Source organism: Paenibacillus taichungensis (genome assembly GCF_047302525.1).
In the GTDB taxonomy this organism is placed as follows: domain Bacteria; phylum Bacillota; class Bacilli; order Paenibacillales; family Paenibacillaceae; genus Paenibacillus; species Paenibacillus taichungensis_B.
Genome location: NZ_CP168020.1, coordinates 1,844,406 through 1,865,781 on the forward strand (window position 1 = coordinate 1,844,406; position 21,376 = coordinate 1,865,781).

General features: G+C 47.9%; 19 protein-coding genes. 16 read left to right on the forward strand and 3 right to left on the reverse strand.

What is annotated here, in order from left to right; translation table 11 throughout:
- Positions 1–192: 192 nt before the first annotated feature.
- The gene (locus tag ACDJ58_RS08630) at positions 193–825 is read left to right on the forward strand and encodes an O-methyltransferase (RefSeq protein ID WP_413377110.1); all 633 of its coding nucleotides are present in this window, start codon (positions 193–195) and stop codon (positions 823–825) included.
- Between the two features lie 131 nt (positions 826–956).
- Here ACDJ58_RS08630 and ACDJ58_RS08635 read toward each other — a convergent pair whose 3' ends face one another.
- The gene (locus ACDJ58_RS08635; protein ID WP_413377112.1) at positions 957–2,168 is read right to left on the reverse strand and encodes an asparaginase; all 1,212 of its coding nucleotides are present in this window, start codon (positions 2,166–2,168) and stop codon (positions 957–959) included.
- Positions 2,169–2,675: 507 nt separating this feature from the next.
- Between ACDJ58_RS08635 and ACDJ58_RS08640 the strand changes: the two genes are divergently transcribed.
- Positions 2,676–3,878 (forward strand): cytochrome P450, encoded by a 1,203-nt coding sequence (locus tag ACDJ58_RS08640; protein WP_413377114.1) that lies wholly within the window; start codon positions 2,676–2,678, stop codon positions 3,876–3,878.
- Between the two features lie 121 nt (positions 3,879–3,999).
- On the opposite strand, the gene ACDJ58_RS08645 is transcribed toward ACDJ58_RS08640, so the two are convergent.
- Positions 4,000–5,211 (reverse strand): MFS transporter, encoded by a 1,212-nt coding sequence (locus ACDJ58_RS08645; protein ID WP_413377116.1) that lies wholly within the window; start codon positions 5,209–5,211, stop codon positions 4,000–4,002.
- A 204-nt stretch (positions 5,212–5,415) separates the two neighbouring features.
- Here ACDJ58_RS08645 and hemE point away from each other — a divergent pair, with 204 nt between their 5' ends.
- From hemE to ACDJ58_RS08675, 6 genes are all read left to right on the forward strand, one after another.
- On the forward strand, positions 5,416–6,480 hold the full coding sequence (gene hemE / locus ACDJ58_RS08650) for a uroporphyrinogen decarboxylase (RefSeq protein ID WP_413377118.1): 1,065 nt from the start codon (positions 5,416–5,418) through the stop codon (positions 6,478–6,480).
- Positions 6,473–7,423 carry a ferrochelatase gene (gene hemH / locus ACDJ58_RS08655; RefSeq protein WP_413377120.1) on the forward strand — a complete coding sequence of 317 codons (951 nt, stop codon included), beginning with the start codon at positions 6,473–6,475 and terminating at the stop codon, positions 7,421–7,423. Before hemE ends, hemH begins: the two co-directional genes overlap by 8 nt.
- Positions 7,423–8,847: a protoporphyrinogen oxidase gene (gene hemY / locus ACDJ58_RS08660; RefSeq protein ID WP_413377121.1), complete on the forward strand. Its 1,425-nt coding sequence runs from the start codon at positions 7,423–7,425 to the stop codon at positions 8,845–8,847. The genes hemH and hemY overlap by 1 nt, the downstream gene beginning before the upstream one ends.
- A 183-nt stretch (positions 8,848–9,030) precedes the next feature.
- Positions 9,031–10,440 (forward strand): CapA family protein, encoded by a 1,410-nt coding sequence (locus ACDJ58_RS08665; RefSeq protein WP_413377123.1) that lies wholly within the window; start codon positions 9,031–9,033, stop codon positions 10,438–10,440.
- A 31-nt stretch (positions 10,441–10,471) separates the two neighbouring features.
- Positions 10,472–11,224: a glycerophosphodiester phosphodiesterase gene (locus tag ACDJ58_RS08670; protein ID WP_413377125.1), complete on the forward strand. Its 753-nt coding sequence runs from the start codon at positions 10,472–10,474 to the stop codon at positions 11,222–11,224.
- 104 nt (positions 11,225–11,328) lie between these two features.
- On the forward strand, positions 11,329–11,964 hold the full coding sequence (locus tag ACDJ58_RS08675) for a fumarylacetoacetate hydrolase family protein (protein ID WP_413377127.1): 636 nt from the start codon (positions 11,329–11,331) through the stop codon (positions 11,962–11,964).
- Between the two features lie 118 nt (positions 11,965–12,082).
- Here ACDJ58_RS08675 and ACDJ58_RS08680 read toward each other — a convergent pair whose 3' ends face one another.
- Positions 12,083–12,490, reverse strand: a complete 408-nt coding sequence (locus ACDJ58_RS08680) for a hypothetical protein (RefSeq protein WP_413377129.1) — start codon at positions 12,488–12,490, stop codon at positions 12,083–12,085.
- Between the two features lie 357 nt (positions 12,491–12,847).
- Here ACDJ58_RS08680 and ACDJ58_RS08685 point away from each other — a divergent pair, with 357 nt between their 5' ends.
- From ACDJ58_RS08685 to ACDJ58_RS08720, 8 genes are all read left to right on the forward strand, one after another.
- On the forward strand, positions 12,848–13,405 hold the full coding sequence (locus tag ACDJ58_RS08685) for a MarR family winged helix-turn-helix transcriptional regulator (RefSeq protein ID WP_413377131.1): 558 nt from the start codon (positions 12,848–12,850) through the stop codon (positions 13,403–13,405).
- Positions 13,406–13,451: 46 nt separating this feature from the next.
- The gene (locus ACDJ58_RS08690) at positions 13,452–14,891 is read left to right on the forward strand and encodes an aryl-sulfate sulfotransferase (protein ID WP_413377133.1); all 1,440 of its coding nucleotides are present in this window, start codon (positions 13,452–13,454) and stop codon (positions 14,889–14,891) included.
- A gap of 21 nt (positions 14,892–14,912) precedes the next feature.
- Entirely contained in the window at positions 14,913–15,968 is a 1,056-nt protein-coding gene (locus ACDJ58_RS08695) for an ABC transporter substrate-binding protein (protein ID WP_413377135.1), read from the forward strand.
- A gap of 27 nt (positions 15,969–15,995) precedes the next feature.
- Complete coding sequence (locus ACDJ58_RS08700; RefSeq protein WP_379434498.1) at positions 15,996–16,772, forward strand: ABC transporter ATP-binding protein; 777 nt, start codon at positions 15,996–15,998, stop codon at positions 16,770–16,772.
- Between the two features lie 16 nt (positions 16,773–16,788).
- Positions 16,789–17,562 (forward strand): ABC transporter permease, encoded by a 774-nt coding sequence (locus ACDJ58_RS08705; RefSeq protein ID WP_413377137.1) that lies wholly within the window; start codon positions 16,789–16,791, stop codon positions 17,560–17,562.
- Between the two features lie 237 nt (positions 17,563–17,799).
- A complete protein-coding gene (locus ACDJ58_RS08710; protein ID WP_413377139.1) occupies positions 17,800–18,609 on the forward strand; it encodes a DUF92 domain-containing protein in 810 nt (269 codons plus the stop codon).
- A 13-nt stretch (positions 18,610–18,622) separates the two neighbouring features.
- The gene (locus ACDJ58_RS08715; RefSeq protein WP_379434504.1) at positions 18,623–19,201 is read left to right on the forward strand and encodes a TetR/AcrR family transcriptional regulator; all 579 of its coding nucleotides are present in this window, start codon (positions 18,623–18,625) and stop codon (positions 19,199–19,201) included.
- Between the two features lie 74 nt (positions 19,202–19,275).
- Positions 19,276–21,210, forward strand: coding sequence for an ABC-F family ATP-binding cassette domain-containing protein (locus tag ACDJ58_RS08720; protein ID WP_413377141.1), 1,935 nt, complete (start codon positions 19,276–19,278; stop codon positions 21,208–21,210).
- Positions 21,211–21,376: the final 166 nt, after the last annotated feature.

Consider the following 21,376-nt stretch of genomic DNA (forward strand, 5'->3'; position numbering starts at 1 on the left):
TCAGCTGTATAGTGACGGTGCGGCCTTGCCGCTTTCCGTGAAAAAACTTACAATGAGAAATGCGGAGAGCTTATGCATTCACCTTTCGAGCCGATGCAGCAGTCAACCGCCTGTGTTTGACAACAAACATTTATTATAGAACATTGGCATCCATATGGAAAGCAGTCCAAGTGTCCAAGGAGGATTTTAGCGGTGAATCTGACCCCTGATGAATATGTAAATCAATTATTTCAAGAGGATGATCTCTTGTTAAAGGTAAAAGAAGCCATCCGATCGAACGGCATGCCGGAAGTTTCGGTTGCAGCGGCCTATGGCCGTTTGCTCACTTTTCTCGCGAAGACATCTAAAGCGGAAGCTGTACTCGAAATTGGCGTGCTGGGCGGATACAGCGGTATCTGTCTTGCTCGCGGTTTAAGTGACGGGGGAACCCTGACTTCGCTGGAACTGAAAGAGGAATACGCAGCGATGGCTCGTGGTCATCTGGAGGAAGGAGGCTTTGGGGATAAAGTCGAATATCGAATTGGCCCCGCAGCCGCCAGTCTGGAGCAGCTGGCACAGGAAGGACGTACCTTCGATTTCTTCTTCATCGATGCAGACAAGGAGAATTATCCCGTTTATCTCGATTACGCCATTAAGCTCGCGCGGCCTGGAGCGGTCATTGTGGGAGATAACTGTTTCCTGCGCGGACGTACGCTGAATTCGGACAAGCAGGGCCCGGCTGTCCTCGCGGTTCGACGCTTCAACGAGCAGATGGCCAGTGACCCGCGCCTCGTAACGACGATGTTGCCGGATTATGATGGCCTGGCTTTGGCTTGGGTGAAGTAAGAAAAAGATGCAGATCCACTATAACGAGTGACATGCGCGGTCGATTCGAAAAGAAAGAGACGATAACACTCCTGAATCTCAGGATGTTATCGTCTCTTTCTGCTTATTGAAATAAAGTGATGAGAGCCTTATTAAACTTCCGGCGTTCCGTAAGTCTCGAACCATTTTTGGATGGTGTCAAAATCATCGCTGAAGGACAGCCCGAGCATCAACAAAATGCGTGCTTGCTGAGGACTGAGGTTGTCACCGGCGATAACGCCTTTCCCTCCGCCATATACACTGCCTGAACCTGTCCGAGTGGTCGTTACGAAGATTACGCCATCCTCGACCGCTTTGGTACGTGCTTGTCCCATCGCTCTGGAAATACCGCCTGCTCCTGTACCGGACGTTACGATTCCCTTGGCGCCGCCCTTCACAAATCCTTCAATAGCCTCGCCGCCAGCTTCCTGATAGGAAATCGCAATTTCCACTTTGGCGAGATCTGCCTTCTTGATTTTGCTCAGGTCGAATGCCGGTTTCAATGTACCTTCAGGCTTCAAGGCACGTGCAGGAGCACGGTAAATTCGAATGTTTTCTTCATCAATATAACCTACTGCACCAAGCATCGGGGTTTCGAACGTGTCTGTTCGATAATCATTCGTTTTGGTCACGCCGCGTGCCAATTGAATGGTATCGTTCAACATCAGCACGGTCCCAAATGAAGTGGTGCGCCCGCTACCTGCGAGCTTTATGGCGTTGTACAGATTCGCTTGTGCATCTGAGCCGATAACCGTCCAAGGGCGCATGGACCCTGTAATGACGACGGGTTTATCACTTTGTACGGTCATGTCGAGGAAGTAGGCGATTTCCTCCATGGTATCTGTACCGGTGGTAACTACAACGCTGTCATACTGAGCCAGAGCCTTATCTACCGTCTGAGACAAGTCATAGAGATCAGCCATGGTATAAGAACCTGAACCTGAATTTCCGAATTGGAGTGTGCTAACATCTGCAATCTTCTGTTTGTCCGGTAAGGCGTCGACCATTTCTCCAATCGGGAGTGTACCGGCCTTATAGTTCTGGAAGCTGGTTGCATCCTCGGATTGACCAGCAATCGTACCACCCGTTCCAATGACCAGAACATTAGGCAGTGCGGATTGTTTGAACGAATCTGATAGAGCTGGGATGGTCGTATTACGAGCCGGAGTGGATGATGCGGCCGGAACCGCACTAGTTGTACCGCTCACTTCTACCGTAGCCGCCTGAGCCGCATAGGTCCCGATGGGGGACAAGGAAATGGTCAGAGCTGTCAAAGCGGCTGTGCTCCATACAGCCCAAGGACGAAGATTTGAAGTTTTTTTCATGAATAGCACTCTCCTTCAGGTTAGTTTCGTGTGATGTTTGTTGAGGATGATATGTATATAAGTTCAAATTGATTGTATTTCATGTTAAATAATATGACAATTGTAGATATATATAGAGTAATCGGTTACATTAATAGATATATAGAGTATAAAGCGTATTTATAAGGTTTTATGGATAAATATAAGGAGATGAAAAAAGAGAATGGGGAATATGAAATCATACTAAATGAATTTTAACGTCATATTTTATGACATATGAGTCTTTTGTCCTGATAGGGCATTGAAAAGATTCTGGGGAAAGTGTTGCAGGATCGTCCATAGCAGAAGTGATCTTATTCAAAACGAATAGCCGGGGTGTAAGTTAGCAAGTCTTGACGACTTTTGTAATACGATCTAGGAAAAGAGGCTCAATTATTGCCAAATATTTGTATGCTCAAAGCATTGAGTCTATAATAATGGTGATTTCAATATGTAAATAAATATATATCGATGATTGGAGGAGAAACGATGAACCGAGCACCTAGAAAGTATGCCAATTACATTCCGATCCGGGAGCTGGAGGCGGTGGAGCAGCAATTATTTCCCTTCCAGGTGTACGCTGAACTTCGTGACAACACTCCAGTCCGCTATGACAACCATCGAGAATGCTGGGATGTTTTCCGTTATGAAGATGTGCAATATGTGTTGAAAAACCCAAAACTGTTCTCTTCTGAACGTGATCGCGCAAACGCCAGCATGCTTACTACAGATCCGCCGAAGCACAAACAACTGCGGGATTTGGTTAATCAGGCGTTCACACCTAAAGCGATCGAAGCGTTAGCTCCACGTATTCAGGAAATTGCTGATGAATTGTTGACTCCGCATTTTTCAGAAGGTCGTATGAGGCTTATCGATGATCTTGCCACTCCACTTCCGGTTATCGTGATCGCCGAATTGATTGGAGTTCCTGCCACAGATCGCCAGAAGTTCAAAGATTGGTCTGATGCACTTGTGAAGGGTGCGCGGGATGACAGTGATGAAGCTTTCCAGGAATTGATGGAAGAAAAGAAACGGAACCAGCAGGAACTGGCGAGCTACTTCACGGCCATTATGGAAGAAAGACGTCAACGGCCAAAGGATGATCTGATCTCTTTGCTGCTTGCTGCAGAGATTGAAGGGGAGAAGCTGACCGCAGAGGAAGTGGTCGGGTTTTGTATCTTATTACTTGCTGCCGGCAATGAAACCACGACCAATCTGATTACCAATGCCGTTCGTATTCTGTCAGAGCAACCTGAGCTTCAGAAGCAGTTGCGGGAACACCCTGAACTTATCTCCACCGCTGTTGAGGAAACGTTGCGTTATTATCCGCCAATTGTGGCTATTGGGCGTATTGCCAAAGAAAACGTAGAATTGAACGGACAAACGATTCAGGCAGGGGAACAGGTGATATCCTGGGTAGGATCGGCCAACCGGGACAGTGCTCAATTCGATCAAGCAGAAAAGTTCGTGCCTGATCGCAAGCCGAACAGACATATGGGTTTTGGATTTGGTATTCACTTCTGTCTGGGTGCGCCGCTTGCACGGCTTGAGGCGAGGGTTGTACTTCAGACGATGCTTCGCCAAATGGAGGATATTCAGCTTGTGCCGGAAACCGTTCTGCAGCCGATTCAAAGTGCCTTTGTATTTGGCGTCAAAGAATACCCGATTCAATTCAGAAGTTCAATTCACTAGCCATCTGACTCAATGAATCGATGTTGAGGTTTGAACAAATGAATGCCAAAAGCCGCTTTCATGCCTAATGGGCGCTGAAAGCGGCTTTTTCATAAGAATTAATATCTTTTGAATCGAAGCGTCAGGATTCTCTGATCAGAGGGGGCTTTTTGTACAGTTTGAATCTCACCCACACCATATTGAGCAGCAGCAGCCCACCAGAGACGATAAACAGTCCTTCGATGCCAATGAACCCGGCCATAAAGCCGCCGATTACGGCTCCAAGCATGTTACCGAGCGCGAGTGTACTCGTATTAAAACTGAACGCCCTGCTAATCATGCTATCTGGCGTGTAGGAGCGAATGAGCGAGTTGACGCTCGGAAGCAGGCCGCCCATAAACACACCCATCATGAAACGGACGATGATGAGCTGCCATACCGTCTGCACGAAAGCTTGAGGTATAAGCATGAGCCCTGTTCCTATAAGAGAGAACGTAAGTACCTTATGTGAACCTATCTTGTCACTGAGCTTCCCGAGAATCGGGGACATGGCCATATTGGATAGTCCCGTGACAGCGCCGACAAGCCCTGCCCAGAAGGCCACATTGACATCCGAAGCATGTAATTTCTGTACATACAGCGGCAAGAGTGACATCGGGCTAATCATGGCAAATTGCAACAAAAACGTTACAGCGAATAGCGCAGGCAGCTGAGGGGACTTATTCAATTCTTTCAAACCGGACAAAACGGATTGTTCCGGCAGTTTAGCCGCTTCTTTTCGGTCAAAGGTCTCCCGTACCAGGAACATCGCTAGCATGGATGCTGCAAAGATCAGTCCGCCTGTAATATAGAAGATAGGGCGGAAGCCAACCGCATCAGCGAGCAAACCGCCGATCAGCGGACCCAGAATCGTACCGGCTACCTGGCCGGACTGGCTGATGCCCATGGCAAAACCCATGCGATCCTTCGGCGTTGTACCCGAGATCAACGCAACTGCTGCCGGGTTGAAACCGGAGATCGTACCGTTGAGCAGTCGTAATAAAAGGAGCTGCCACGGGTTCTGTGCAAAACCCATCAAGGCGATAACAATCGCCATCCCGAATCCGGAACGCAGCAACATAATTTTTCGACCGTACTTGTCAGACAATTTGCCCCACAAAGGCTGGAACAAAAATGAGGTGAGGAAGTTGGCAGCAAATATAAATCCCGCCCATATGCCAATTTCATGCTCACCAACCACGCCAAGATCCCTGGCGAGATAAAGGGACAAAAACGGGGTAATCATGGTCATTCCCGAGTTGACCAGAAATTGTCCAAACCAAAGCACAATGAGGTTTACTTTCCACGTTTTCAAAGTGCTTTCACTTCCTTTCCGATCGTTTCTGCAACGTTTCAAAAAAACACGATTCTTTCATTATAACATAATTTGCATATGGATGAGGGGATGTAAGGAATGTCATAGTATTGTCATCGGAACAGATCGACACGTGGTTGTTACCGCTCTTTAAAAAGGGCATAATGTTATTTATGAGTCCAAAAACTATTGGAGGCTTCTTACATGAGCTATAATGATCGTCTGATTCAGGCCAGCTTCAAACAGCAGGTGGACCGTGTTCCCGTGTGGTACATGCGTCAGGCTGGGCGTTATGATCCCGAATATCGCAAGATTAAGGAAAAGTATTCTTTGCTCGAAATTTGCCGTCAACCTGAGCTAGCAGCTGAAGTTACACTCATGCCGGTACGTAAACTCGGTGTGGATGCGGCTATTTTGTATTCCGATATTATGAATCCGGTTGCTTCCCTCGGTATAGATTTCGATATTGTTAAAAATATTGGACCTGTTATAGACAATCCAATCCGCACGGCGGCAGATGTGGATCGTTTGCGTCCTATTGATGTTGAAGGAGATCTGTCTCATATTCTGGAGACGATTCGAATTCTGGACAAGGAACTGGATGTACCCCTGATTACGTTTGCCGGTGCACCGTTTACCATCGCCAGCTATTTGATTGAAGGCCGACCTTCCAAAGGGTACATACGGACCAAAACGATGATGTACAGTGAACCGGAAGTGTGGCATAAATTGATGCAAAAACTGGGCGATATGGTGATTACATATGTCCGTGCACACATTGCGAACGGCGGTAAGGCATTCCAACTGTTCGACAGCTGGGTAGGCGCGCTTTCGCCAAACGACTTTAGAACGTATGTGTTGCCGACGATTACTCGTATCTTTACCGAATTATCGGATTTGAATGTACCAAAAATTTATTTCCCGGGTGTGGCTTCTGGTGAATTGCTGCCAACCCTGCATGATCTGCAAGCCGATGTGATTGGGCTGGATTGGAGAGTATCGATCTCCGAGGGACGTAAACGACTGGGCGGAAAATTTGCTGTGCAAGGTAACTTGGACCCTTATGTGTTGACTGCACCGATGGATCTGATCAAACAGCATGCCAAATTGATTATTGACGAAGGTATCAAGGAGCCAGGGTATATTTTCAATCTGGGGCACGGACTATTTCCTGAAGCGTCTTTGGATAAATTAAGAGAACTCACGGCGTATATTCATGAATATTCCGCTAAAGCATTGAAGACTGGGGTGACGGTTACTAATGACTAATACGGTAGGTGTACTGGTGATGTCGTATGGCACACCTGAGAATATGGAGAGTATTGAAGCGTATTACACACATATCCGGAGAGGACGTCCGCCTGAACCGGAACAACTGAAGGAATTGACCGATCGTTATGAAGCGATTGTTGGGGGCGTATTCCCTCTTCGAGAAAACACGGATAATCAGGTTAAGGCCCTTCAGGAGACGTTAAATAAGGATGACCGTTCCAAAGAGGTTGAATTCCGTTGTTATCAAGGGTTGAAGCATGCGTATCCGTTCATTGAGGATGGCGTGGAACAGATGGCGAAGGATGGAATTCAGACTGCAATAGGCATCGTACTGGCACCACATTTTTCCACAATGAGTGTAGGGAGCTACATCAAGCGTGCTCGTGAGAAAGCGGAAGAACTGGGCATCCAGATGTCCTTCATTGAGAGTTATCACCTACATCCGAAATTGATTCAGGCTCTCTCCACACGTGTTAGCGCCAAATTGGATGCTTTCGAGGAAGCAGGAGCCAAACGCGGGGATGTTCGAGTGCTCTTCAGTGCACACAGTCTGCCTGCGCGAATTGTAGATATCGGTGATCCATATCCGCAGCAACTGCTGGAGACTTCGGAAGTTATTGCTTCCCGTTTAGGAATTACCAACTGGCAGTTCACGTGGCAAAGTGCGGGGCGGACGGCAGAGCCATGGTTGGGCCCTGATATTCTGGACACACTTCAGGGTCTTGCTCGTGAACAGGTTGAGGATGTGCTTGTAGCACCGATTGGATTCGTATCGGATCATCTGGAAGTGCTCTATGATCTTGATATTGAGGCCAAAGCGATTGCCAAAGAGATCGACATGCGCCTTATGCGTATCGATTCTCTCAATAGTGACTCACTTTACATGGAAACGTTAAGTGACATCATTATTAACCAATGGCAGCAAGGAACGGATGAGTAATGGAAGACCATAAACGTCGTGTCGTTGTTGTCGGCGGAGGTCTGACCGGCCTAAGCGCGGCATTTTATATCCGGAAGCATTACCGGGAAGCAGGAATTGAACCTGTCATTACCTTGGTTGAGAAGAGTTCTTCCATGGGTGGCATGATTGAAACGCTGCACCGGGATGGGTTCGTTATTGAGAAGGGGCCGGATTCTTTCCTAGCCCGCAAAACGGCGATGATTGATTTGGCTAAAGAGCTGGAAATAGACCATGAACTGGTCAGTCAAAATCCGGAATCCAAAAAAACGTACATCATGCAGCGTGGCAAGTTGCATCCCATGCCGGCAGGACTCGTTCTCGGTATTCCGACGGAGTTGAGACCATTTCTGAGAAGTGGTCTTGTATCTCCGGCAGGCAAGCTGCGGGCATTAATGGATTTTGTCATTCCTCCCCGTCGTACAACGGAGGATGAATCGCTCGGTTATATGATTGAGCGCCGACTTGGAACGGAAGTGCTGGAAAACCTCACTGAGCCGCTGCTTGCGGGTATCTATGCAGGTGATATGCGGCGATTGAGTCTTCAGGCAACCTTTCCGCAATTCGGTGAAGTGGAGCGGGATTATGGTAGTTTGATCCGAGGAATGATGACGGGCCGCAAACCGGCAGAGACCCATACGGGAACGAAGAGAAGTGCTTTTCTGAACTTCCGTCAGGGCTTGCAGAGTCTGGTTCACGCGCTTGTACATGAATTGCAGGACGTGGATCAACGGCTGAACACTTCCGTGCAGTCCCTGGAGGTTCTGAATGGAGATGCGGCCAGATATAACATTCAACTGGATAACGGAGAGCGTCTTGAAGCAGATGATGTAGTCATTACCGTGCCTACGTATGTTGCATCCGAACTGCTGCAACCGCACGTGGATACAGCGGCTCTGGATGCGATTAACTATGTATCTGTCGCGAATGTGGTGCTGGCTTTTGAGAAAAAGGATATCGAACATGTATTTGATGGGTCTGGTTTCCTCGTTCCGCGTAAGGAAGGTCGCAATATTACAGCATGTACTTGGACATCAACCAAGTGGCTGCACACCAGCCCAGATGACAAAGTACTGCTTCGCTGTTATGTTGGCCGTTCCGGAGACGAGCAGAATGTGGAACTCCCGGATGATGCACTAACAGATCTGGTACTCAAGGACTTGCGTGAAACAATGGGCGTTGAGGCCGTTCCGATCTTCTCGGAAATTACTCGGCTCCGCAAATCCATGCCACAGTATCCGGTAGGTCATCTGCAGCAGATTGCAGCACTGCGCGAACAACTTGGCAGCAAATTGCCGGGGGTATACATTGCCGGCGCTGGTTATGAAGGGGTAGGCTTGCCTGACTGTATCAAACAGGCAAAGGAAATGTCAGTTCAAGCTACGCAATTGATTGCTGCAAAATAATTAACGTATTTGGCTGTCTCGAACGTAGATTTTTTCTACAGGGAGACGGCCTTTTTTGCACCATAAAGCGAAAAGGGGAGAGATGTGAACTCTTTCAATATTTGCAGTTCCAAGGAATGATGGAAATCCAGAATATGCCTGATATAATATGATAAGGATTGCTGTGAAGAAGAGGAGCTGCCTATGTATCCCCCAAGATCAAAACGAAGTGTACAAAAGAAAAAAGTGAAACGTGCCCGCAAACGCCGGATTTGGATTATTAATCTGGTATTAATTGCGGCAATTGGACTCGTCGGCATTTATTACGCAGTGGGCATGCAGAAGCAGCAAATAGACCCGGCGGTGACAGAAACGGCTGTGAATCAGGAACCAGTGAATGAAGAGGGCCCACAGGGCGGTGATCAGGTGAGTTCACCTAATACGAATTCGGAGGCAGGTAATACTTCGGATGAAGAATCGGAGGATTCTGCTGAACAGGTAACTGAGAATCCAGGCGCTACGTCGGGTGAGAAAAAACCTGATGCTACAGGCTCCGAGGCAAATGGAAAGACGGATACAGGGACGAAAAAACCGACGGATACTCCCGCTTCTTCCGGCTCAAAGGGAAGCGAAGGTGCCGGAACTGGGGCGACACAGCCATCTCATTCGGCGAAGGATGTAACCATTAACTTTGTTGGGGATATTCAGTTTTCCGGCAAAGTGGCTGAATTGTTGGAGAAGAACGGTTATGACTATCCCTTTGCAAAGCTCGGCAACTTGTTCAAGGAAGATGATCTGACCATTGGAAACCTTGAAACCCCTGTAACCCTTGGTGGAACTGGTGCAGCAGACAAAACCTATGTATATAAGTCTTCGCCAAAGGCGCTCGAAGCGATGGCTTCAGCAGGATTTGATGCCGTGAATCTGGCCAACAATCATATTCTGGATCAAGGTGTAGAAGGTTTGGTCGATACGTTAACTTACCTTGAGCAATATGGTATAGCGCACACAGGGGCCGGTATGAACAGGGATGAGGCTTATGCACCTGCATATCTGGAACGCAAAGGCATGAAGATTGCACTGCTTGGATTCAGTCGGGTTGTGCCTGAAACAAGCTGGAAAGCGGAAGGTAATCGGGCGGGTGTTGCCGAGACCTACGATTCTACTGGAGCGGTAAAAGCAATTCAGGAAGCCCGTCAAAAGGCTGATCTGGTCATCGTTGTTGCACACTGGGGAGAAGAACGGGTAAGCACGCCGAATAATGACCAGACCCGACTGGCACATGAATTTGTAGATGCCGGAGCCGACCTGGTCATAGGCGGGCATCCCCATGTTTTGCAAGGGGTGGAGTACTACAAAGGCAAATGGATTGCATATAGTACAGGCAACTTTATTTTCTCGAAATCAACAACAGAAGAAACGTGGAAAACAGCGGTTTTTCAGGCGAGCTGTAGTAAGGATGCCAAATGCAGCATGAAGGTTATCCCTTATGAAGCAGGGTTGGGTCAGGCCATTCCCATGGTGGATCAAGCCAACAAACTTCTGCTGGAGCAGATGACCCAGCTCTCGCCAGGTATTCGTTTTGATGCGAACGGATTCGCATCTACAAGTTAAAATGTATTTTATTTATTTAGGAGGGGATGGAATGAACAACCTTTGTGTAGCGCACCGTGGATTTTCGTCCATTGCACCAGAAAATACGATGGCTGCATTTCTACTTGCCATGGAACAGCCGGAAGTTCAGTGGATGGAGCTGGATGTACAGTTATCACGTGACGGTGTGCCGGTCGTTATTCATGACTTTACGCTAAACCGCACCACGAACGGTGAAGGCTTCGTACGAGAGACAGACTGGGCAGATATAAAGCAACTGGATGCGGGATCATGGAAAGGAAAAGCCTATAAAGGGGAGCGCGTTCCTGCGCTTAGTGAAGTGCTGGACCGCACCTGTGGCAAAGTGCGATTGAATATCGAACTGAAAACGCAAGGTAACATGTATCCCGGTCTGGCAGCAGCGGTCATTTATGAGGTAAGGAAGAGACATATGCAGCATGATGTGGTCATTACTTCGTTTGAACCTGCAGCTCTGGTTGAAGTTAAGAAACTGGCCCCGGAGTTCAAAACGGGGTTGATTATTGATGCACGACCAGGGGATCTTGCAGCAGTGCTGCGGCAGATGAATTGCAGTTTCCTTTCCATCGGGTACACCAATGTGGACAAATCACTGATGCGCGAGATGCGTATTGAGGGCATTCAGGTGATGGCCTGGACAGTGGATGACAAAATCATCATGAAGCGGCTTGCGGCGATTGATCCGGAGCTGATGTTATGTACAAACCGGCCTGATGTGTGGGAACAGGCTTTTCAGGAAACGAGCAGCCGATTTTTCAGGCCGTAAACTCCAATTTTTTGAATAGCGAAAATATGATATGTACTTATATAATAAAAAGATAAATATGCTCCATATACGCTAATGAATCCGATAAAGGTGGTCGTAAACCCATGCTGACAAACATTCGCAATGTATACTGTGTAGGACGAAATTATAAACTTCATGCAGAAGAATTGGGTAACGCGGTTCCGGATGAACCGATGATCTTTATGAAGCCTTCCCATGCGGTTGTGGCCTTGAATAGTGAAACGCTGCAATTACCTGCGACAAAGGGCGAAGTTCATTATGAGGCTGAACTGGTCGTTCAAATCGGGCGGGATTATGAGCCGGGTATGGCTGTGGATGAGTTGGTTGACGCGTATGCGTTTGGCATTGATTTTACATTACGTGACGTACAGACGGTCATTAAGAAAAAGGGCCATCCGTGGACAGCAGCCAAAGGGTTCAAGAACTCCGCTCCGGTTACTGCATTCCAGCCATTTCCGGGGGTCCAGGCTCTTCTTGAGAAAGACTTTACACTCACCAAGAACGGTACCGAGGTCCAACGGGGCAATATCCGTAACATGATCTTCAGCCTACAGGACATTGTGGATTATGTAGGTCATCATTACGGCCTGGGACCTGGAGATGTCATCTTTACAGGTACACCAGAAGGGGTTGGACCAACGGCAGCAGGAGATGTGCTTGAACTGGCCTGGGACGGTGAATCCTTGGGCAAATGCACGATCGCAGCAGCAGTTCAGTAAGTATCATGCATCATCAATCTGCTTACTTAGAGTAAATATGAAACAGATAAAGGGGCGTTTCGACGCTCCTTTTTGGCGTGCCCTCATTCTCTGCTATAACACATGGGAGACTTTTCATTTACGCGAAGCTGTAGACTGTATTGGCACTCTCCGTGACCAACTCTTCCAGTTCACTGCTTTGCACTGCGTGTTGATCCGGGCTAATACTTCCACTTGCGAGTCGTTGATCTAATTGCTCCTTGAGCTGCCTTATTTGCAATGCGACAACCTCGTTGAAATCACCATCATTTTCATCTGCAATCATCCTCAGCGATTTACCCGCGTACAGATCCTGAGCTAAGTCATCTTCCGATTGTTGATTCAGAGCACTCAGCAACTCATCTCCGCTCTCGTCTCTGGTATCTATGTTAACGATGGACCATTTCGTCAAAGGTATAGGGGATATCGCTGATCTGCCCCAGGCTGTTCCGGCGAAGGACATGGTAACAATCATTGTTCCGACAATGATTACGCGCTTCATATTCATATGTGTCATCCTCATTTCTATGGTTAAGTACGAACTGAATCGTAGCTGGTTTGATGTAATGCTCTGAGGATAGTGTAACCGGGAAAGCTGAAGTGAAACTTAAAACCGGATAAGTAATCTAAATATGAGGGACATCTGGCTACGAAAAAGCAAATTTAAATTCACACTTGACAGGTTGGGTTAGTGGGTTATATGATGAACTCAATTATTTTAACACTAATTAAATGAACAGTGAAATAATTTGAACTGAATCGAGCTGATTGGACCACCAAAGGCTCCCGGGACTACTCCACTATGGAATGTCCGCGGGAGCCTTTTTTCGTATTTCTGCCGTTTCAGTTAGACAGGGAGGATGAAATGAGCAATAAGGACTGGGAAGCGTTGGAGAAGACAGATTGGTTGTTTCGTAAAATGGTCAGACGATTCGTGAAAGAACGAGATCGCATATCGGTAGAGGGGGTCAGTTTACCGGGCATGCTCATCCTGCACAAAATCATTCGTGAAGGGGAACAGCGGTTGGGGGATTTGGCTGAACAACTGGACTTCACTTCAGGTGCCATTACAGCTTTAACAGACAAGTTGGAGAAAAAGGGACTTACGATCCGCAGGCGCAAGGAAGATGACCGCCGGACGGTTCTGCTGGACATTACTGCAAGTGGACGGGAGATGTTTGCGCGAAACAGTAATATCGGTGCTCGATGTATCACGCTTCTGTTTGAGGGTTTTACTACGGAGGAACTGGAGCAGCAAAGCCAATTTTATGAGCGGGTGATAGCGAATCTGGAGGGGTTCTCGGATACGCTGCTGGAATTGGCAGAGAACAACGGGAAGAAGGAACACGATCCATCCACCGAAAGTGACCCTGAACAGAAGCAGCGGGAGAATACCGGGAAGAGCAATTATCTCAGTTATTAACGTTTGATCCGATGTGAAAACAAACAATCCAAGGGAGAGATGATCAATGGGGCATTCAACAATTTATCCAACCGGGGCAACCGTATATAACCCTGATAAGGCTTGGGGCGGTTATACCGTCTATCAAGCAGGCGAGGAAGGGGTTGTACTGATTGATATGAATGGTAAGGAGGTTCACCTGTGGAAGGGGCTGCTGGGCTTCCCGGCCAAAGTTTTCCCCGGCGGCTTTGTATTGGGCAGCACGGGGCGAAGAGATCCGAAGTTCGGTATCCAGGACAACGTCGATTTGGTTCAGGTGGATTGGGATGGCAACATTGTGTGGAAATACAACAGCTACGAACATATCGAAGATCCGGGATATGAACCGCTGTGGTACGCTCGTCAGCACCATGATTTCCAGCGTGAAGGCAATCCGGTCGGCTACTACGCCCCGGGGCTTGCACCAAAAACACAGAGCGGGAAGACTTTGATTCTTGCTCATAAAAATGTGAACAACCCGTCCATTTCGGATAAGCCTTTGCTTGATGATGCGATTATAGAAATCGATTGGGAGGGAAATGTATTATGGGAATGGCTGCCGAACGAGCACTTTGAGGAACTTGGATTCGATGAGGCCGCCCGTAATGTTCTGTTCCGTGACCCGAACACACGCTCATTTGGACATCTCGGTGGTGGGGTGGGGGATTGGCTACATATTAATTCAGCTTCTTATGTTGGTCCAAATCATTTCTATGAAAATGGAGACGAGCGGTTCCATCCCGACAATATTATCTGGGATGCCAGAGAAGCAAATATTATCGCAATTACCGACAGACAGAGTGGAAAGATCGTATGGAGACTAGGGCCGGATTATTCCTTGCCTGAAGTAAAGCATATCGGCACCATTATAGGACAGCATCATGCACATATCATCCCTAAAGGTTTGCCTGGAGAGGGGAATCTGCTGGTATTCGACAATGGCGGCTGGGCCGGTTATGGCCTGCCCAATCCGGCTTCTCCATACGGCTTGAAACACGCCGTTCGCGATCATTCACGCGTACTGGAGATCAATCCGGTGACCCTGGAGATCGTTTGGCAATATACATCCGCAGAAGCTGGATTTTCCGTTCCGACAGATTCCTATAAATTTTATAGTCCATATATTAGCTCCGCTCAGCGCCTGCCTAATGGAAACACGCTAATTACGGAAGGTTCCAATGGCAGACTGTTCGAGGTTACATCCGAGTATGAGCTGGTTTGGGAATATATATCCCCTTATAAGGATGGACGGAACACCAATATGGTCTATCGTTCGTATCGCGTGCCTTATCACTGGGTACCACAGCTGGAGAAGCCGAAGGAGGTTGCTATTGAAGCCATTGATGTGTCCGCCTACAGAGTGCCGGGAGCAGCGCCCAAAGGTTCTGCATCCGTTGTAAGTGTTGAGATAACACTGCCGTTTGTTGAAGGTGCAGCCTGTGTGGCAACATCAGATGAAGGCAAGTAAGGTGGCGAAGAGCGACGAACAATGATTAGAACGAATGGGGTGCATATTGTGAGAAAACCATCCACCTTAACTGGTGCATTATTGATGCTCTTATCCATGTTATTGATATTATCGGGATGTTCTGCAAACGAATCGGTATCCGAAGCAAAAGGCGCATCCGGCACAGAGGCCAAAAAAGTGAAAATCCGGATCGCAGATACAAGTACAAACCCAACGTTCAGGGTAGCCATAGCCAAAGGTTTCTTTGCAAGCCACGGTATTGATGCAGAGAGCATTACGTTTGGTTCGCCAGCGGAAGGTGTAAATGCACTGTTTATCAAGCAGGTGGATGTTGCTTACGGGGCTGACTTTCCTGTATTGAACGCTTTGGCAAAAGGAGATTACTCCGTCATTGCTTCCGCAGGTCAGGCTACGAATGAAGCGGCAGCCGCGTGGAAGTTATATGCCAAGAATGATATACAGAGTGGAGCAGATCTGAAAGGTAAAAAAGTAAGTTTCATCCGCGGTACGTTTATTCCTTATCTGTGGGATGAATATTTGAAGGACCAGGGACTGGAACTAACTGATGTAACCCAGGTGGGTCAGGGAGCATTTGACGAAGCCTACATTGCACTAAAGCAGGGTGATCTAGATGCAACCTGGGTCATTGGTTCCGCCTTGACTGATAAGTTCGATGCGCTTGAAGGGGTACATCAACTCACGGATATGTCCCAAACTCCTGTACGTCTAGGAATGGGGCTCGTAGCAAGCAATGAGTTCATCCAGGCGAATCCTGAAACGGTGAGTGGTTTTCTCGCGGCGCTGAATGAAGCCTCCGTATATGCCCAGGCACATCCTGAAGAGGTTGCAGACCTGATGTATAAGGAAACCAAGCAGCCTAAGGAGGCCACCTTGAAGGATCTTCCAATCAATCCATGGGAAGTTGGATTTACCCAGGCAGCTTATGACAGTCTGGCAGGGCAGAAGCAGTATATGGTGGATAACGGGATCATCGAACACGATTTTGATCTCGATAACAAACTGAACCTGGAGCTCCTGAAGCAGACACTGCCAGATAAAGTGACTTATAGTAAATAACTCGCAAATTGCGTTGGAGGTGTTATCATGTCCTTACCTGCAGATCAGCATACGATTCGTATCGAGCAGCTTCGCAAAACATACAATGCCCCCACCCATGGGGATGTACACTATATTATCAAGGATGTCGATCTGGTCATCAAGGGAGGGGAATTCTTTGTCCTGCTCGGTCCCAGCGGATGTGGCAAGTCCACGCTTCTAAATATGATTGCAGGTTTTATCTCTAAGTCGGGCGGTCAGCTCAAGGTGGATAATAAGGAGATTGATAGGCCAGGCAAAGATCGGGCCATGGTATTCCAGCAGGCGGATTCTTCTCTCTTCCCGTGGCTTACCGTAAGGGAGAATGTGGAGTTTGGACTTCGGATGTCCAAGGTGCCAAAATCTCAGCGGCGTACGATATCAGACCGATACATCGAGCTTGTCGGACTGGGTAGTCATGAAGCCAAATTTCCGAAGGAACTGTCAGGCGGCATGAAGCAGCGGGTGCAATTGGCCCGGGTGCTAGCCAACGATTCGGCCATCCTGTTGATGGATGAACCCTTTGGAGCGTTGGATGCAATGACTCGGCGTACGATGCAGAAAGAGCTGGTGAATATTTGGCAGGAAACCCACAAAACCGTTATTTTTGTCACTCATGATATTCAGGAGGCCCTCTTGCTGGGTCAGCGGATAGGTATTATGTCAGTAGGGCCATCTTCCAAGATAACGGATATTTACGACAATGCACTGTCTTATCCGAGGAACATTGCCTCATCCGAGTTCAACACGCTATATGATCAGATTCAAAGCCATTTTGAAGAATAATTGAGGTGATAGCAAGATGAGATGGTTGGAGAAAAAGTGGGTATCTATCCCTCTATTGTGGGTGACGGTTATTCTGATTTGGCAGCTTGGAGCCATGATCTATGGTCCTGACGTGATTCCTGGTCCGTGGGATACAATTCTCGGTGCCCGTGAACTGCTTGCTGATGGTACACTGATGCAGTATATCGGAATTAGCTTTACACGTGTGCTTGCGGGTTGGGTTCTTGGCAGTGTGATAGCGATCCCGGTAGGGCTGATCATCGGCAAGGTTCATATGATCCGGCTGTTTGCCGAACCTTTCCTTAATTTTATCCGCTTTATTCCGCCGATTGCATTCATTACCCTATTCCTGGTCTGGTTCGGGATCGGGGAGCAATCGAAGATTGCACTCATCATGTATGCAACGTTCTTCATCGTTGTGTTAAATACGCTGACAGGTGTACTCTCCATTGAAGAAGACAAGATCCGGTCAGCCCGCAGTATGGGAGCAAACGAATGGCAGATTTTGCTGCATGTCGTTGTTCCGGCGACGACTCCGTATATCTTCACGGGGGTACGACTGGCAATGGGCACTTCCTATATGGCTATTATCGGCGCAGAGATGATTGCTGCGAATGAAGGCGTGGGTTATCTGATCTGGAATTCCCGATTATTCTTTCGCACAGATTGGATCTTTGTCGGCCTGATTTCTCTGGGCTTTATGGGTTTTCTCACCGATCGGTTGTTCAATTGGTTTGGTCGCAGTGTGCTCTACCGTTATGGTGTAATTGGTGGAACGAAGCGGGTCTGAACTGGAACTTGAGTTGATGTAATCCTCGAATTCTTGGTCAAACGGAAGTTGGATCACTTATCTCAGTTTTATCGCAATATCATAGACCTGATTTGGTAGCTTTCAAAGTTACCGAATCAGGTTTTTTGTATGCGGGGCTAGGGAGTTTCGGCATTGGGATCAAACCGTGGTATAATTGAATTTCAAAAATATAAAACGTCATGTGGGCCATAGATGCTGCCACATGCAGGAGAACTTATGGACTGGATTATTGGCGCCGTATGCGCTTTTATTGTGGCGGGTGCTGCCTACGCGAAGAAGTCGCTAACCCTGTCCGGCTGCCTCGCGGCTGTGATCATGGGTACGATATATTACGGAGCGGGCAACCTGTTCTGGTTTGGAACACTGCTGTTGTTTTTCATTACCTCAACGCTGTTCTCCAAATTTCGCAAGGATCGCAAGCAGGAGCTTGAGAAATCGTATGCCAAGACGGGCAATCGTGATGCTGGACAGGTTATGGCTAACGGTGGAATCGGCATGTTTCTTGTTCTGGGGAACTGGGTCTTCCCACACCCAGCCTGGATGTATGCTTTTATCGGTGTCATGGCTACCGTTACTTCAGATACATGGGCAACCGAGTGGGGAAGTCTCAGTCGTAAGCCGCCACGCTCTGTCGTGACGTGGAGGGTGCTGACTCCAGGTACCTCTGGAGGTGTTTCATTACTTGGGACACTGGCTGCTGCCGTAGGTGGAGCTTTAATCGGCGTGGGTGCGTTTTTCTTTTCCTGGATTGCCGGGATTGGAAGCTTGAGTCTGCTCAGCTGGATGTGTGTCGGCCTTGTAGGCGGATTGGCAGGAGCTTTTGCCGATTCTTATCTGGGCGCAACGGTTCAGTATATGTATCGTTGTACTGTGTGCGGTCGTGAGGTCGAGGTAAGTGAACATTGTGGACACAAAACCGTTCGATCTCGTGGCTGGTCTTGGATGAGTAATGATCTGGTGAACGTGCTCAGTTCGTTGATCGGCGGATGTTTGGCGATCGGTTTGGGTATCATTTTGGCGTCGTAGGGAGGGAGTGCGTTTGAGCACTGTGCAAGGAGACAAATCGGAGGCTATTTTGGATGCAGCTTACGGTATTTTCGGTTCAAAAGGATTCTATGAGACGAAAATGTCCGATATTGCGGACGAAGCGGGCATCGCGAAAGGCACCATTTATTTATATTTTAAAAATAAGGAACAATTATTTATCGCCGTATCCAAGCGGGATTGCGACAGTTTTATCAGTCGCCTGGATCATGCGTTGAACTCACATCAGAGTACAGGGGATAAGCTCGGTGCGATCGCCAAGACTCACCTTACGTATTATTATGAGCGTCGCAATCATACCAAGCTGTTTTTTATGGCGCCGAATAATGATCCGGACCTGATGAAATTCATGAAGGCATTTATGAATGAATATATGAGCATGGTGCGTGAGGTGTTAGAGAATGCTGGCGTACCTGAGCCTGTGCTGCTCGCAGAAGCTTATATCGGGATTCTCGATCGGCTAAAGATGGATATTATGCTGAATCCGGAGTTTAACGAGGAACATCTGAATAAACGAATTGCCTTTGCAGCAGCTCTGTTTCTGGACGGATGTCGTTCCTTTTTGCAAGTATAGCGTGAGTGAGTGTAATTGCATCTTAAGTGCAGCTTCATATTGAATTTATTTTACAGAGAAGTAGGTTACGAGCAATGAACATAATGACGGTAGAGCAAGTTGCGAAAAGCTATGGTGAGAAAATATTGTTTAAAGACGCCTCATTCGGTATGGGCGATCAGGACAAGATTGGTGTCGTTGGTGTCAATGGAACCGGGAAGTCCACGTTTTTACGTATCATTGCAGGTATGGAGCCAGCGGATGAAGGACAGATCTCGATTGGGAATGACGTGCGTATACAATTCCTGGCACAGAATCCGCAGTTTAACCCGGATAATACGGTATTGCAACAAGTATTCGAGGGCGACAGCCCGGAGATGAAAACGGTACGTGAGTATACAGAAACAATGGAGCTACTGGAACTTAATCCTTCCGATCCGGCGCTGCAAGAGCGTTTGCTGCGCTTGAACCAGGAGATGGAGCAGCTTCAGGTCTGGCAGATGGAAAGTGAAGCGAAGAGCATTCTGTCCAAACTGGGCATTCGTCAATTCGATGCGCTGATGGGTACGTTGTCTGGCGGACAACGCAAACGGGTAGCGCTTGCCTCTGCACTGATTCATCCCTGCGAATTGCTCATTCTGGATGAGCCTACAAACCATATTGATAATGATTCCGTAGTTTGGCTGGAACAGTATTTGCAAAAACGGCGCGGCGCCCTGCTCATGATCACGCATGATCGGTATTTCCTGGATCGTGTAGCAAATGTGATGCTGGAGCTGGATCATGGACGTTTATTCCGATATGAGGCCAACTATACCCGCTTCCTGGAACTGAAGGCTGAGCGTGAAGAGCGTGAATCCGCATCTGAACAAAAGCGGCAAAATCTGCTGCGTACGGAGCTCGCCTGGATTCGTCGCGGTGCAAAAGCACGGACTACGAAACAAAAAGCGAGAATTGATCGTTTCGAAGAGTTAAAGGATCAACAAGGACCAAATCGGTCAGGCTCTTTGGAGGTATCGGTGGGTTCCACTCGTTTAGGTAAAAAAATACTGGAGATCGAGCATCTGTGCAAATCGGCAGATGGCCGCAAATTGATTGACGATCTGAGTTACATTGCGGTACCTGGTGACCGGGTGGGCATTGTCGGCCCGAATGGTAGCGGTAAATCAACCTTACTGCAAATGATTTCAGGCAAGCTTGAACCTGATGCCGGGGAGGTTGTTGTGGGCCCTACGGTTAATCTGGGCTACTTCACTCAGGAGCATCAGGAGATGAATGAATCTCTGCGGGTTATTGAGTACATCAAGGAAGTGGCTGAGAATGTGAAAACGGCTGATGGATCTCTCATTACCGCAGCTCAGATGCTGGAACGTTTCCTCTTTACCCCTGCGTCACAGTGGACACCAATCTCCCGTCTGTCTGGCGGAGAAAAGCGTCGTCTGTACCTGCTGCGTGTGCTGATGGCTGCACCGAATGTCCTGCTGCTGGATGAGCCTACGAACGACCTGGACATTCAGACACTTGCAGTACTGGAAGATTACCTGGATGATTTCCCGGGTGTTGTATTTGTCGTATCCCATGACCGGTACTTCCTGGATCGGACTGTGGATAAAGTACTGTCTTTTGAGGGTGGCGGTGCTGTTCGTGTGCATGTTGGGGACTACAGTGAATATGCAGAATGGATGCTGAAAAATGCCCCTGGATCTTCTCAGGAAAGTACGACGGGAACAGCAGCTAAAGTGAAACCGGCAACGGAGGAAAATAAACCTGCTACCTCGGCGGCTAAACCTAAGCTGAAGTTCAGCTTCAAGGAACAGCGTGAATATGACCAGATTGATGAGAATATCGAAAAAGCCGAGGCTAATCTCGCCCGCATTAATAAAGAGATGGAAGAATCGTTCAGCGATTCAGCCCGTCTGCAGGAGTTAATGGCAGAGCAGGCGGAGGCCGAGCGTCATCTGGATGAACTGATGGAACGCTGGACGGTCCTGAATGAGCTTGCGGAACAGATTGAAAACAGCAAGTCTTAAAGTATTTTTTAATGAATCGTTCTCTCCTCAAAAGCGACTTGTAGTCGCCTTTTGGGGGAGGGCGATTTTTTTTGCATTGATGTAAATGAATTTATATGAAACGTTAACCATATTCAAACCGTTTATTAAATAAAGAATTCCATAGAAGGGGGAGAACACCACATCC

What these genes read in the sequence shown, in the direction of transcription:
- ACDJ58_RS08680 (WP_413377129.1), bottom strand. Translation starts at nt 12,490, where the DNA reads ATGAATATGAAGCGCGTAATCATTGTCGGAACAATGATTGTTACCATG.
- hemE (WP_413377118.1), top strand. Translation starts at nt 5,416, where the DNA reads ATGAGCTATAATGATCGTCTGATTCAGGCCAGCTTCAAACAGCAGGTG.
- ACDJ58_RS08690 (WP_413377133.1), top strand. Translation starts at nt 13,452, where the DNA reads ATGGGGCATTCAACAATTTATCCAACCGGGGCAACCGTATATAACCCT.
- ACDJ58_RS08700 (WP_379434498.1), top strand. Translation starts at nt 15,996, where the DNA reads ATGTCCTTACCTGCAGATCAGCATACGATTCGTATCGAGCAGCTTCGC.
- ACDJ58_RS08705 (WP_413377137.1), top strand. Translation starts at nt 16,789, where the DNA reads ATGAGATGGTTGGAGAAAAAGTGGGTATCTATCCCTCTATTGTGGGTG.
- ACDJ58_RS08695 (WP_413377135.1), top strand. Translation starts at nt 14,913, where the DNA reads ATGATTAGAACGAATGGGGTGCATATTGTGAGAAAACCATCCACCTTA.
- hemH (WP_413377120.1), top strand. Translation starts at nt 6,473, where the DNA reads ATGACTAATACGGTAGGTGTACTGGTGATGTCGTATGGCACACCTGAG.
- ACDJ58_RS08685 (WP_413377131.1), top strand. Translation starts at nt 12,848, where the DNA reads ATGAGCAATAAGGACTGGGAAGCGTTGGAGAAGACAGATTGGTTGTTT.
- ACDJ58_RS08665 (WP_413377123.1), top strand. Translation starts at nt 9,031, where the DNA reads ATGTATCCCCCAAGATCAAAACGAAGTGTACAAAAGAAAAAAGTGAAA.
- ACDJ58_RS08635 (WP_413377112.1), bottom strand. Translation starts at nt 2,168, where the DNA reads ATGAAAAAAACTTCAAATCTTCGTCCTTGGGCTGTATGGAGCACAGCC.
- ACDJ58_RS08710 (WP_413377139.1), top strand. Translation starts at nt 17,800, where the DNA reads ATGGACTGGATTATTGGCGCCGTATGCGCTTTTATTGTGGCGGGTGCT.
- ACDJ58_RS08670 (WP_413377125.1), top strand. Translation starts at nt 10,472, where the DNA reads ATGAACAACCTTTGTGTAGCGCACCGTGGATTTTCGTCCATTGCACCA.
- ACDJ58_RS08720 (WP_413377141.1), top strand. Translation starts at nt 19,276, where the DNA reads ATGAACATAATGACGGTAGAGCAAGTTGCGAAAAGCTATGGTGAGAAA.
- ACDJ58_RS08640 (WP_413377114.1), top strand. Translation starts at nt 2,676, where the DNA reads ATGAACCGAGCACCTAGAAAGTATGCCAATTACATTCCGATCCGGGAG.
- hemY (WP_413377121.1), top strand. Translation starts at nt 7,423, where the DNA reads ATGGAAGACCATAAACGTCGTGTCGTTGTTGTCGGCGGAGGTCTGACC.
- ACDJ58_RS08675 (WP_413377127.1), top strand. Translation starts at nt 11,329, where the DNA reads ATGCTGACAAACATTCGCAATGTATACTGTGTAGGACGAAATTATAAA.